At 48.0% G+C, this 12,946-nt stretch carries 12 protein-coding genes; 5 read left to right on the plus strand and 7 right to left on the minus strand.

The annotated features are described in order from the left end of the window. The first annotated feature begins 223 nt into the window (after positions 1-223). The 4 genes from hemA to moeB are packed head-to-tail and all read left to right on the plus strand — an operon-like array spanning position 224 to position 4,249. The gene (gene hemA, locus MARGE09_RS01455) at positions 224-1,537 is read left to right on the plus strand and encodes a glutamyl-tRNA reductase (RefSeq protein ID WP_236985592.1); all 1,314 of its coding nucleotides are present in this window, start codon (positions 224-226) and stop codon (positions 1,535-1,537) included. Beyond that, positions 1,534-2,616: a peptide chain release factor 1 gene (gene prfA, locus MARGE09_RS01460; protein WP_236985593.1), complete on the plus strand. Its 1,083-nt coding sequence runs from the start codon at positions 1,534-1,536 to the stop codon at positions 2,614-2,616. The genes hemA and prfA overlap by 4 nt, the downstream gene beginning before the upstream one ends. A 26-nt stretch (positions 2,617-2,642) precedes the next feature. Then, complete coding sequence (gene prmC, locus MARGE09_RS01465) at positions 2,643-3,491, plus strand: peptide chain release factor N(5)-glutamine methyltransferase (protein WP_236985594.1); 849 nt, start codon at positions 2,643-2,645, stop codon at positions 3,489-3,491. Next, positions 3,488-4,249 carry a molybdopterin-synthase adenylyltransferase MoeB gene (moeB, locus tag MARGE09_RS01470; RefSeq protein ID WP_236985595.1) on the plus strand — a complete coding sequence of 254 codons (762 nt, stop codon included), beginning with the start codon at positions 3,488-3,490 and terminating at the stop codon, positions 4,247-4,249. Before prmC ends, moeB begins: the two co-directional genes overlap by 4 nt. 6 nt (positions 4,250-4,255) lie before the next feature. Here moeB and MARGE09_RS01475 read toward each other — a convergent pair whose 3' ends face one another. The 7 genes from MARGE09_RS01475 to MARGE09_RS01505 form a co-directional block, all read right to left on the minus strand. Then, positions 4,256-6,757 carry a TonB-dependent receptor gene (locus MARGE09_RS01475; RefSeq protein ID WP_236985596.1) on the minus strand — a complete coding sequence of 834 codons (2,502 nt, stop codon included), beginning with the start codon at positions 6,755-6,757 and terminating at the stop codon, positions 4,256-4,258. 231 nt (positions 6,758-6,988) lie between these two features. Beyond that, a complete protein-coding gene (gene yacG, locus MARGE09_RS01480) occupies positions 6,989-7,183 on the minus strand; it encodes a DNA gyrase inhibitor YacG (protein ID WP_236985597.1) in 195 nt (64 codons plus the stop codon). A gap of 14 nt (positions 7,184-7,197) precedes the next feature. Then, positions 7,198-7,788: a dephospho-CoA kinase gene (coaE, locus tag MARGE09_RS01485; RefSeq protein WP_236985598.1), complete on the minus strand. Its 591-nt coding sequence runs from the start codon at positions 7,786-7,788 to the stop codon at positions 7,198-7,200. Positions 7,789-7,793: 5 nt separating this feature from the next. Next, entirely contained in the window at positions 7,794-8,681 is an 888-nt protein-coding gene (locus MARGE09_RS01490) for a prepilin peptidase (RefSeq protein WP_236985599.1), read from the minus strand. Then, entirely contained in the window at positions 8,681-9,898 is a 1,218-nt protein-coding gene (locus MARGE09_RS01495) for a type II secretion system F family protein (RefSeq protein ID WP_236985600.1), read from the minus strand. Before MARGE09_RS01495 ends, MARGE09_RS01490 begins: the two co-directional genes overlap by 1 nt. 3 nt (positions 9,899-9,901) lie before the next feature. Then, a complete protein-coding gene (gene pilB, locus MARGE09_RS01500) occupies positions 9,902-11,605 on the minus strand; it encodes a type IV-A pilus assembly ATPase PilB (protein ID WP_236985601.1) in 1,704 nt (567 codons plus the stop codon). A gap of 247 nt (positions 11,606-11,852) precedes the next feature. Then, on the minus strand, positions 11,853-12,176 hold the full coding sequence (locus MARGE09_RS01505; RefSeq protein WP_236985602.1) for a ComEA family DNA-binding protein: 324 nt from the start codon (positions 12,174-12,176) through the stop codon (positions 11,853-11,855). A gap of 324 nt (positions 12,177-12,500) precedes the next feature. On the opposite strand from MARGE09_RS01505, the gene MARGE09_RS01510 reads away from it, so the two are divergent. Then, positions 12,501-12,935 (plus strand): pilin, encoded by a 435-nt coding sequence (locus MARGE09_RS01510; RefSeq protein ID WP_236985603.1) that lies wholly within the window; start codon positions 12,501-12,503, stop codon positions 12,933-12,935. Positions 12,936-12,946: the final 11 nt, after the last annotated feature.

The raw sequence follows: 12,946 nt of genomic DNA on the forward strand, positions 1-12,946 counted from the left end.
GCATAGATGACTTCGCTGACTGCGCTGGCCCAAGGTGTTGTTGCGCTGCAGCAAAATTGTTGGCAAACCACAATTTGCGACCATACTACTTGTCAGCCTGCGCTTGAACGCTGACAATGTCCTGCTTTGCTCGTTGATTGTCGCTTTGTTGTACCTATGTTGCTAATTACAACAGTGTGAGAGTTTCGTTGCTTTTTTGTACTGCCACAAGAATCGTTACCGTATGACCCTGATTGCATTGGGAATAAACCATAATACTGCTTCTGTAGAAGTGCGAGAGGCTGTTGCCTTTTCGCCAGAACAGATGACGGCAGCCCTGCGGGCGGCAGTTGCGGCTGTAGGCATTAAAGAGGTAGCGATATTATCGACGTGTAATCGCACGGAAGTTTATGCCGATACCGGTGGTGGTGATGTAGGGCATGCCGAGTTATTGCAGTGGATGGCCGAATATCACAATACCGGCTATAGCGCTTTAGAGGCCTGCCATTACGCCCATGAAGGTGTTGAAGCTGCCCGCCATATGATGAAGGTGGCCAGCGGTTTAGACTCTTTAGTCTTGGGCGAGCCGCAAATTTTGGGGCAGATGAAGTCAGCCTACGCAACAGCCAATGATGCTGGTAGCTTGGGCAGTGGTTTACACAGTGCATTTCATAAAGTGTTCTCGGTTGCCAAGCGCGTTCGCTCTGAAACAGCCATTGGCGAAAACCCAGTATCTGTTGCGTATGCCGCGGTTTCTTTGGCGCAGCAAATTTTTTCAGACCTTAAAAATGATACGGCATTGTTAATAGGTGCCGGTGAAACCATCGAGCTTGTTGCGCGCCACTTGGTCGAGCAGGGCTTGAAGCACATTATTGTGGCTAACCGCACTTTAACCAACGCTAGCAAGCTGGCGCAGCAGTTCAATGGTGAAGCCATATTGCTGACGGATATTCCCGATCACCTACATAAAGCGGACATTGTTATCTCTTCAACCGCTAGCCCTTTACCTGTGTTAGGGAAAGGTACGGTTGAGTCTGCGTTGAAAAAGCGCCGCCATAAGCCCATTTTTATGGTGGATATAGCCGTGCCGCGTGATATCGAGTCGCAAGTGGGCGACTTAGCGGATGTTTATTTGTATACCGTCGATGACTTAAAAGAAGTTATCGACGAAAATATGCGCTCACGTGAGCAAGCTGCACAAATAGCGGCAGAAATTATCGATGAAGGCGTTATTCGTTATCAGCAGGAGCTTAATAGCCTTGATGCCGTAGCGACGGTAAAAGCTTACCGCTCGGTGGTCGATGAGCTACGCGAAGCTGAATTGGCTAAAGCTATAAAAACGCTGCAAGCGGGTAGCGACCCGGCTGACGTGCTAAATCAGTTGGCTAGAAACCTATGTAACAAACTTATGCATACCCCAACCGCGCAATTGCGAAAAGCCAGTGCAGACGGGGATTTTGATGTGATAAATACCTTTCAAACCTTATTTGACCTTGATGTTGGTGACCCTAACAAACCAGCGCAGGGCAGCGAAGACCAAAACAGCGAGACACCATGAAACCCAGTATTCTGGAAAAACTGCAGACCCTGACCGAACGCTACCAGGAGGTAGGCGCGTTGCTGGGTGAGAATGAAATCATCAGCAACCAAAATAAGTTTAGAGAACTCTCGAAAGAATACGCTGAGCTTGAGCCTGTTGTGCAGTGCTTTGAGCGCTACGAGGGTGTGCAAGCGGACATGGACGAGGCGCGTGCGATGCTGGATGAATCTGACCCTGAAATGCGCGAAATGGCGAAAGAAGAGCTGGATGCTGCACAGGCTTTAGTCGAGCCCTTAGAGGCCGAGCTGCAAAAGCTCTTACTGCCTAAAGACCCACGAGACGGTAAAAACGTTTATTTGGAAATTCGCGCAGGAACCGGTGGTGACGAAGCCGCTATTTTTGCGGGTGACTTGTTCCGCATGTACAGCCGTTATGCGGAGGCGCAGCGCTGGCAAATCGAAGTAATTTCCCAAAACGAAGGCGAACACGGCGGTTTTAAAGAAATAATCACCCGCGTTGTGGGTGCTGGTGTGTATTCCAAGTTTAAGTTTGAATCGGGTGCCCACCGCGTACAGCGCGTACCGGCGACCGAGTCGCAAGGGCGTATTCACACGTCGGCATGCACGGTAGCGGTAATGCCTGAAGCGGACGAAACGGCCGAAATTTCAATCAATAAGGCCGACTTACGCGTTGATACTTTTAGGGCAAGTGGTGCCGGAGGGCAGCACGTTAACAAAACAGATTCCGCCATTCGCTTAACGCACATTCCTTCGGGGGTTGTGGTCGAGTGCCAAGACGAACGCTCGCAGCATAAAAATCGTGCGAAAGCGATGTCCTTGTTGGCTTCTAAACTGGCCAACAGTGCCGAAGAAAAAGCCGCAAAAGAAATGTCGGATGAGCGCAAAAACCTTGTCGGTAGTGGCGACCGCTCGGAGCGCATTCGCACATACAATTACCCGCAAGGGCGCGTGACAGACCACCGGATCAACCTAACACTCTACAAGCTTGATGAAGTTATGCAGGGCCAGTTAAACGATATTGTGCAGCCGCTAATTAATGAATATCAAGCCGATCAACTCGCGGCACTAGCGGAATAAAAAGTCGCGCAAAAGACGGTGCAGTTATGACGATTTCTGAAGCGCTGCGGCTTGCCGCTCGATTAAGCACGGTGAGTGATTCCCCGCGTTTGGATGCTGAGCTACTGTTGGCCGCGGTTTCTGGTTTTGATCGTACCTATTTTTATACTTGGCCGGAGCGCGAGCTAGATAGCGCAGTGGCCGAGCGCTTCCTAAAGTTGCTTAAGCGCCGTGAGGCCGGCGAACCCGTTGCCCATATTACCGGTCAGCGTGAGTTTTGGTCTTTAAACTTGGCAGTAGATAGCTCTACGTTAATCCCTAGACCGGATACCGAGGTGTTAGTTGAAGTTGCGCTAGAGCATTTGCCTGAAGATTCTGCTCGGGTGCTCGACCTTGGTACCGGCACTGGTGCAATTGCTTTGGCGCTAGCAACTGAGCGCCCAAATGCGGCGGTTAAAGGCGTAGATCAAAGCGCCGACGCTGTGGCCTTGGCGAAGGCGAATGCAAAGCGCTTGGGTTTGGAGCGTGTTCATTTTAGCCAAGGCAGCTGGTTGGATGCGGCTTGGTTAGCTCAAGTTACGTGCCAGCAACCTTTCGATCTACTCGTGAGCAACCCGCCTTATATTGATGAAAACGACCCCCACTTATGCGAAGGCGACGTTCGCTTTGAACCTAAAGCCGCGTTAGTGGCACCAGAGCAAGGGCTAGCTGATATAAAAGCGATAATCGCGCTAGCGTTAAACATCCTTAAACCCGCTGGTAGCCTATGGCTGGAGCACGGTTGGCAGCAGGCTGCAGATGTGCAGCATTTGTTGCTAGCGGCAGGTTTTAAACGTGTTGAAACCCGTAAAGATTACGGCGGCAATTCAAGAGTAACGGGAGCTTACCGTTCGTGACAAATACCTTAAGTGATGATGAGCTTGTACGCTACAGCCGGCAAATATTGTTGCCCCAGTTTGATGTTGCAGGCCAGCTAGCGCTCAAAAATGCGCGGGTGTTGGTCGTTGGCGTTGGCGGGCTTGGCTCCCCTGTTGCTATGTACTTAGCGGCGGCGGGCGTGGGCTGTATTGTTTTGGCTGATGATGATGTTGTCGATGGCAGTAACTTGCAGCGACAAATTGCTCATACCGAGGCGAACATCGGTCGCGCTAAAGTTGCATCCGCTAAGGAGCAGTTGCAGGCATTAAATTCTACTATTCGCATAGAGACTATTGATCGGCGCCTAGAGGGTGGCGCACTTAGTGAGCAAGTGGCGCAGGCGAGTGTGGTGATTGATTGCAGCGATAACTTTACCACCCGCTGTGCCATCAACGCCGCCTGCGTTGAGCAAAAGGTGCCGCTGGTCTCTGGTGCGGCGATTCGTTTTGAAGGGCAAATTGCCGTTTTCGATAGCCGACAAAAAGATGCTCCTTGTTACCAGTGTTTGTATGGTTTTGTGGGGGAGCAAGATCTAACGTGCTCACAGGCTGGGGTACTATCGCCGGTTGTTGGCGTTATTGGGGCTTATCAAGCTTTGGAAGCGATAAAATTATTGGCTGGTTGCGGTAGCGTGTTAGCTGGAAGGGTGCAGTTTTTTGATGGCTTAAAAGCTCAGTGGCGCGAGTTTACCTTAAAGAAAGACGCTGCCTGCAGTGTGTGTGCAGGCAGCGATTAGGCTTGTTCAAAACTTAAAGGATGCCTCGAGTGCGACAGTGCGAGGGCGATTTACAAAACTGTAAAAAGTGTTCGTCGCAAAGGTACTTTCGGCCAATGGTGCGTTAGCCGAATATGTTAGAACGGCTTCGTCTAATAAATTTTTCCCTAGAATTGCAGCGCTCCAGTGCTCGCCACCGATTTGTAGGCGCAGCCCTAGCATGGTGTAAGCGTCGATTTCGCCTGCAGGGTCTAGGTTGACGTGCACTTGATGCCCATCGACAAATTGTCCGTCAAGAATTGCGGCAAACTCCAGCGCTGAGTTTAAGTTACGGCGATAATCGAAACCGAAATTCACGGTGTAATCGGGAGTATAGACACCTGATTTACCGGTGTAATCGCACTCTTTTATACCGTCGCTGTTAGTGTCTTGCCCCGCTTGCCCGAAGTAACAGTTACCGTTTTGGAAATCTTTATATTCGAAATCCAGTAGCGATAAACCATAGCTAGCGACAAGGTGGTTGCTAATGGCAACGCGGCCGTCAACTTCCAAGCCCTGCACTCGTGTTTCTTTGGCGTTACCCACGTTAAAGCTAACAGCACCGTCAAACTGGCTGATTTGTAAGTCTTCATAATCGGTTAAGTAGAGTGCTACGTTAATCTCGTTACGATCTTGCCATGTTGTTGTTTTAAAGCCGAGTTCATACGCAGTCGCTTTTTCTTCATCAAACTCAAACGCAAAAGGTGTATTCGAGCGCGGATCAAAGCCGCCTGCCTTGAAGCCTTTCGTATAGCTCGCATAAGCGCTAGTATCTTCGTTGATATCCCATTGGCCAATCACAAGCGGGGTAAAGGCTGATTCACTGCGGACATTGGAGATGTCATGCGCGTTAACTTTAAAGCTATCAGATGCATAAAGCGCGGGCGGGAGAAGGCCTGGCGGTAGCGCTACGCCTTCACTGCTATAGACATCATTAGTTGCTAAGTCCATAATTTGAACAGCTTTTTGTCCTTTTTTGGTTTCACTGGTGTAGCGGCCGCCTAAAATCATTCTGAAGTCGGTATTAATATTCCATGTGACTTGGCCAAAAATAGCTTGTGCTCGCGAATCCTGTTCAAAGTTTCTTTGTACTCCGGTGTTGGCAAATTCGGCAGTTGTTACTGGAATTAGGGCGGTGACTTGATCGGCAGCACTCTGCGCGTCCATTCTGGCCAAAGCTTCATCTCTACCGGCTTCTAGGGAGGCTTGATATTGCTTTTCGTAGGCCGCTAATGGCGTAGCGCCAGCGACAAGTCCGGGTAGTATTGAGTTTTCTGCAGACTCCGTTGAGTTACCTGGTACGCGAAGGAGGTCACTAAAGTTTTGGTTGTAGCTTTGAAAAAATACGCCACCAATCCAATCAAAGGTTTTGCCCAGTGGCGAGGCAATACGTATTTCTTGACTATATTGTGAATAGTCTTCTTCCATACCTAAGTTGAATATGTTGGCCGCAGTAAAGTCACAATCGCAATTTTCTTTGTAGTCGTAACCTACGCCGCCGGTCAAAGAGGTAATGGTATAACCGTTAACGTCCCATTCCATTTGCAGTGTATGTGAACTTGTATTGTTCTCACTAAACTCTGCGTCGTTAGTTTGGCGTTTATAGTCCTGCTGTGCATCAAACGTTGGTTGCCCTAACGCTGGGAGAATTTGCTGGTAGGTAAAGCCGTTGAACACACCTAAGCCAGGGGTGCTTGGCGGGATAACCGAGGGGGAGTCTTTAGTTATTTCGATGGGCCGACCTAGCGTATCAAATTCGCTTTTTTCACCGATATATAAAATGCGAGTTTGGTCATTGGGCTCCCACTCTAGGCTGATTCGGCCAGAGGTTACATCTTGCTCCGGCTCGTCTGTACCTTTAAATGTGTTTTCAAAGTAGCCTGGGTCGTCGAGCTTTCTTAATGCAATGCGGCCACGCAGAGTATCGGTTAGCGGGCCAGAAACAACCGTTGTTAATTCTTTCGCGCCAAATTCGGTTTCGTAGCTGCCGGTAAGGTAACCGGTCAACTCTTCAGTCGGCTTGGCTGTAATAAGGTCCAAGGCGCCAGCAATACTATTTTTACCAAACAGAGTGCTTTGTGGGCCGCGCATCACTTCTACGCGTTCCATATCAAACATGGGGGCGCGAAATAATTGTGCGCGCCCTCGGAAAATACCGTCGCTGTATACGCCAACCGATTGCTCAAAGCCTTGGCTGTTATCTGAGCCAATCCCGCGTATCCGCATTTGGGTACTAAGGCCTGTTTGAGTAAAGTGAATATTGGGAACTAAGGTGGTAAGGTCTGCCAGCGTTTTGGTGCCAGTATCATTGAGTTTTTCACCGGTTACGGCAGCAACAGATAACGGGATTTCTTGAAGTGATTGCTCGCGTTTTGTGGCTGTCACTAAAACTTCTTCAAGTGCAGGTGCGTCTTGGGCTATAGCGGGCAAGCCGTAGACGGCAAGGCTGCTAATAACGAAAGCAAGTGTCTGAGATTTCCTAAGTGGCATTTTTATCCCCAGCGGTAGCAGGTGTATTGTTAGGCTTTGGTGCGCAGTAAGAGAAATGACTTATTTTAAATGCAGCCATAACTGTGTTGCGCAGTTTCGAACAGGTTAGCTATTTTGCACGACCTTACAATAAATGCCACTGCCATGGCGCGGGAAAAGAAATCTTAGGCGCCAATCTCTTTTAAATGCTGGGAATATCAGTGTCTTTTTCTTTTGGCTTGCTGGGCTGGACTATTGTTGTTCGCCTTCTGACCAATGCTCAATATCTTCGTCGTTGTGGCTTCCGGCAATACGATGACTCTCAGCGGCCCACTCACCAAGATCAATAAGTTGGCAGCGTTTGGAGCAAAACGGGCGATGCGGATATTGCTCGTTCATTAATACTGTTTTTTTGCAGGTTGGGCAGGGGATGGATGGCGTTGTCATAATTGATGGTATCGCTAGAGGAGGGATATTAGCATTTGGTGAATAGCATACACTTGTCGTTCGGTATCGCTAAGGCTGTGTGAATTATCAATAATATAATCGGCGCGCTGGTTGCGCTCTTGTCGGGATAGCTGGGTGGCCATAATGCGTTTGATTTGTTCTGGCGTGTTGCCATCACGGGAGGTTGCTCTCGATATTTGAGTGGCTTTGTCAACATCAATGCTGATGCTTTTGTCGGTAGGCGTGTTTTTCTCGAAAAGGAGCGGGCTTATTAATAGTACATAAGGTGATTGTGTTTTGCTGAGCAACATTTGACTGCGTTTTTGAATGAGCGGGTGGAGCAGGGTTTCTAGCCACGCTTTTTCGTCGGGGTGCTGGAAAATATAATGGCGTAACGCGGTGCGATTAAGCTCGCCGTTGGCGTTTTGAATGCTGGGGATAGTGGCTGAAAAGCGTTGTGTAATAGCTGTAAGAGCCGGCTCGCCACGCTCGACGACTTGCCTCGCCACAATATCCAGATCAACCCATTCAATACCTAACTTAGAAAACAAGCCGGCGACGGTGCTTTTGCCGCTGCCAATACCCCCAGTAAGTCCTACTATCACAGGTTTTAACTTAAGCCTGAAAGGCTAAGGTATTTCTCGGTAATTAGGTCACCCCAAAAAAATGCAATAGCACCGGCGATAGCTAAATAGGGGCCAAAAGGAATGCGCCACTCTTTATCTTTGCCAGCCATAATCATGCCTGCAATACCAAAAACAGCGCCAACCAGTGAGGAGAGAATAATAATGACGGGCAGCTGCTCCCAGCCCATCCAAGCGCCAAGCGCAGCCAGTAGTTTGAAATCACCAAAGCCCATGCCTTCTTTGCCGGTAACAAGCTTAAACAACCAATACACGCTCCAAAGGCTTAAATAACCGGCCATAGCCCCAATAACAGCGCTGTTTAGATCGGTATAAAGACCGTTTAGGTTGCACAGCAGGCCCAGCCACATAAGTGGCAAGGTGAGGTTATCTGGTAGCAGCTGGTGGTCGATATCAATCATTGTTAGCGCGATTAACGCCCAGACTAATATCAGTGCCATAGCGGCCTGCGGCGTTACGCCAAGCAGCCACAACACCATCAAGCTTGCAATGCCTGTAAATAGCTCGACTAGCGGATAGCGGGTTGAAATCTTCTCCCCGCATTTAGCGCAGGCGCCTTTAAGTATTAAAAAACTTACAACGGGGATGTTTTGCCAAGGCTTAATTGCGCTATTGCATTTAGGGCAGCGAGAGTTGGGGATGGCGAGGTTGAACTTACCTTCTGGTAGTGGCGCTTCTGCCGGGTTCGCAATCATCTCATCGCAGGCTTCCTTCCACTCCTTAAAAAGCATAACGGGGATGCGATAAATAACCACGTTTAAAAAACTACCGACAACTAAACCTAAAATGCAAACAACGCCAAGAGTGAACCATGGCGCAGTTTGATGGAGGGATACGAATTGGTCGAGTGACATTAAACGACGTTGCCTAGCTGGAATATTGGGAGATACATGGCGATGAGTAGGCCGCCTACTAATACGCCTAGAATTGCCATAATCATAGGTTCAAGTAAGCTAGTTAAGTTATCTACCATATTATCAACCGACTCCTCATAAAAAGACGCTACTTTATCGAGCATCTCGTCTAGGGCGCCAGACTCTTCGCCAATGGACGCCATCTGTATAAGCATTGAGGGGAATGCCTTTGCGTGACGTAGCGCAACGTTCAATTGGGTGCCGGTTGAAACCTCATCGCGAATTTTGATGGTCGCATCTTCGTAAATGCTATTGCCCGTTGCACCGGCTACGGAGGTTAATGCGTCAATTAATGGAACGCCTGCGGCAAACGTTGTAGATAATGTGCGCGCAAATCGCGCAATAATGGCTTCGTAAACAATTTTTCCAACAATAGGAAGTTTGAGTGTCAGCCTATCGAGTAAGTTGCGAAATTTCTTATTGCTTTGTTTTAGCTTGCTAAATATAAAAATACTGACACCAACAACACCAAGGAAGTGGAGCCAATACTCTTGAGCCAAATTCGACAGCCCTAATACAAATAAGGTAAACGCGGGTAAATTTGCGCCAAAACTACTAAAGGTCTCAGCAAATTGTGGTACGACTTTAACTAGGAGGATGCCGGTAACAATCACGGCAACAACGACTACTGCAATTGGATATGTCAGTGCCTTTTTTATCTTGGCTTTAAGCTGCTCTGTTTTCTCTTTATAGATTGCAATTCTATGTAGCATGGTTTCTAACGCGCCTGATTGCTCGCCAGATTCAACTAGGTTACAAAATAAATCATCAAAATATTTGGGTTGTTTTCTTAGTGCGTTGGCAAACCCTCCGCCAGCTGCAACATCCTCCCGTATAGCTTTAATTAGCTTCGCTAATGACGGATTGTCAACGCCGTCAGATACTATGTCAAAGCTTTGTACTAGCGGTACACCGGCCTTCATCATGGTGGCCATTTGTCGTGTAAAAATTGCAATATCTTGAGGGGTTATCTTTTTACCTCCGTCCCCGAATAAAGGCTTGGCTTTTTTTCGAACGTTAGTGGCCTTAACGCCTTGCTTTAGGAGAGCTGCTTTTGCGATAGCAGGGCTGCTGCCAGATATTTCGCCTTGAATTTTTTTGCCTTTTTTGTCAACGCCTTTGTAAACGTATACTTGGTTTGTGCTGGATGTAGCCATAGGTTAATCCTTGGTAACACGGTTAGCTTCTGCAAGGCTGGTTAGCCCTTGAGCTGTTTTTCGAAGCGCAGATATGCGAAGGTCGTTAAAGCCAGCTTTCTTTGCGGCATCAGCAATCTCAATGGAATTGCCGCCCTCCATTATAATGCGAGAAATAGCTGGAGTAATGCGAACAACTTCATAGACGCCGACACGACCTTTATAGCCGTCGGTGCACTTATCGCAACCGATGGGCTTATAAAGCTCAAATTCTTCTGGTGGGATGCCTATATCCATCATGCCTTCCTCTTCAAGGATGGGCTTGGGAATATCGTCCGGTTGCTTGCAGCTTGGGCATAAGCGTCGAGCCAAGCGCTGAGCAATAATAAGGCTAACGGTTGTTGCGACGTTAAAGGTCGGTACACCCATATTGAGTAAGCGAGTCAATGTCTCGGGTGCGCTATTGGTGTGCAGTGTACTCATCACCATGTGACCGGTTTGCGCCGCTTTGATGGCAATTGATGCTGTATCTAAGTCTCGAATCTCCCCTACCATCACAATATCGGGATCTTGGCGTAAGAATGAACGAAGAGCTTCCGCGAAACCAAGGCCTACTTTGGTGTTGACGTTGACTTGGTTAATGCCTTCAAGGTTAATTTCTACAGGGTCTTCGGCTGTAGAAATATTAACTTCTTTAGTGTTGAGGATATTCAGGCCGGTATAAAGTGAAACTGTTTTCCCTGACCCCGTAGGACCTGTCACTAAAATCATACCTTGTGGCTGTTTCAATGCATCTAGGTAAAGCTTCTTCTGATCATCTTCATAGCCTAGTGCATCGATGCCAAGCTTGGCGCTTGAGGGGTCTAAAATCCTTAGTACGATCTTTTCGCCAAATAGTGTAGGAAGCGTGTTGACGCGAAAATCGATGGCGCGGGTTTTGGATATTTTCATCTTAATGCGACCGTCCTGCGGAATGCGGCGCTCAGAAATATCCATTTGAGACATGACCTTTAGTCGAGCAGAAAGCCTAGATGCAAGGTTTGTTGGGGGCCTTGCGACTTCTTTTAGTATTCCATCTGTGCGGTAGCGAACGCGATAAGCTTTTTCGTAAGGTTCGAAGTGAATATCGGAAGCGCCTATTTTGATAGCATCCAGTAGGATTTTATTCACAAATTTAACAATGGGCGCTTCGTCTACGTCGTTAGTCTGTTCGACGGGTTTTGCTTCGTCGGGGTTTTCAAGCTCGAGGTCAAGGTCGTCATCATCAAGCCCGCCAAGGCTTTCGGAAATATCCTCTTCGGAATCCTTCAGGAATGCTTCAACACCTACGGCGAGTTTATCGGCTTCGACGACAATAGCTTCTGTACTTAAGCCGGTATTGAATTTAATCTCGTCCAAGCCATGTAGGTTGGTTGGGTCTGCTACTGCAATAAATAGGCGGTTTCCGCGCTTGAATATTGGTAGGGCAAAGTGCTTTTCGACCAGTTTTTTGTCGACTACTTCCCTAAGCGCTGGATTTAGTTCGATGCTGCCTAAGTTTAGTAGTGGCGAACCGAACTCATCGGCAGCGGCAATGTCTAGGCTTTTGGCGCCGGCGTCAATAAGGCACAAGGGGAGTGGGCGTTTACTTTCGTGTGCTGCTGCCGTTGCTTGCTGAGCCACTTCGCTGGTGATGGTTTCATCTCGAATCAATCGCTTGGTGAGACCGCTGAGTGTTGGAGTATTCATGCTGCTTAATTCTTGTGTTTATTATGTTATTAGCTGGCGTCACATCTTAACTACAAAAGACACATACCCATTGTAGGCCACCATTGCAGCCCTGCACGTTAAGGCAGGTATATCTGCCCCAGTCTAGAGGATAATGAAATGGAAATAAATAGCTTACAGGGAAAGGTGTTGTTACGCAGAGGTTTTTGGGCGTGATAGCGCTACCCAAAAACCTTTAATCAATGTGTAGGTGAATATTAGCTTTTTGTTAAAGCGTAATCAGATGTTTGTTCTTATTAAGCGTAGCGGCGCCAATGCCTTTAACTTCCAGCAGTTGCTCAATATTACTGAATCGTCCATTTTTTGATCGCCATGCAACAATAGCCTCAGCTTTTGAGGGGCCAATTCCAATAAGGTGTTCAGCAAGCACAGCGGCATTGGCGGAGTTGATGCTGACGCGGTTGGCTGTTTGATTAGAGGTGGTTTCTGTTGCAGTGCTTTTCGCTGTACTGGCAGCGTAGGCGGTGGTTGAAAGTATTCCTGACGTTAAAAGTATGCTAGCAACGCAGTGGGATAAGGTTTTAATGGTCATAGAATAATCCTTTACATTGTGGGTGTTTGATTAACATAGTTCATTCAGGGGGTGCTGGTTATATTAAAGTGAAATGATCGCTCTTCTGGTTATAGCTACTGCTAGCATGCCGCTTTACAGTCTTGATAACTGTCTGCGGTGGGATGTCTATTTGGCTAAATCTGCCGTTTTACGTCCACGGCTTACAAATTGCGTCGCTTGTGTGTGCTGAAACGACAACCAGAGCCCCGCAAATGTCCTGTGTGTAGGGTATGCATGGTTGGCATATAACTTGTAAGACCTAATCACCCTTACCCCTAAAAACACTATTTGAGGTGTGTAACAATGAAGAAAGTACAACAAGGTTTTACCCTAATCGAATTAATGATCGTTGTGGCTATTATCGGTATTTTGGCTGCAGTCGCTTTGCCCGCCTATCAAGATTATACAATTAGGGCGAGAGTAACCGAAGGTATTGGCTTTGCTGCGGCAGCAAAAGTAACTGTTGCCGAGAACGCCGCCGCAGGGGCATCGTCTTTAGCTGCTGGGTGGACTGCTCCTACGGCGACAGCAAGTGTTACTAGTGTTGCAATTAACTCGTCAACCGGCGCAATTACAATAACCTTCGGCTCCGCAGTCAGTGCTAATGCAACGATGATATTTACTCCAACGGCATCCGGGACTGCCTTGACTGCTGGCACGCCCGCGTCTAACTCTCTTTCATGGACGTGCACTGGTGGAAACTTGAGTTCAAATTACAGACCATCAAACTGTCGCTAATAACTAGCGAT

The sequence above is a fragment of the Marinagarivorans cellulosilyticus genome, assembly GCF_021655555.1.
Classification (GTDB): Bacteria; Pseudomonadota; Gammaproteobacteria; order Pseudomonadales; family Cellvibrionaceae; genus Marinagarivorans; species Marinagarivorans cellulosilyticus.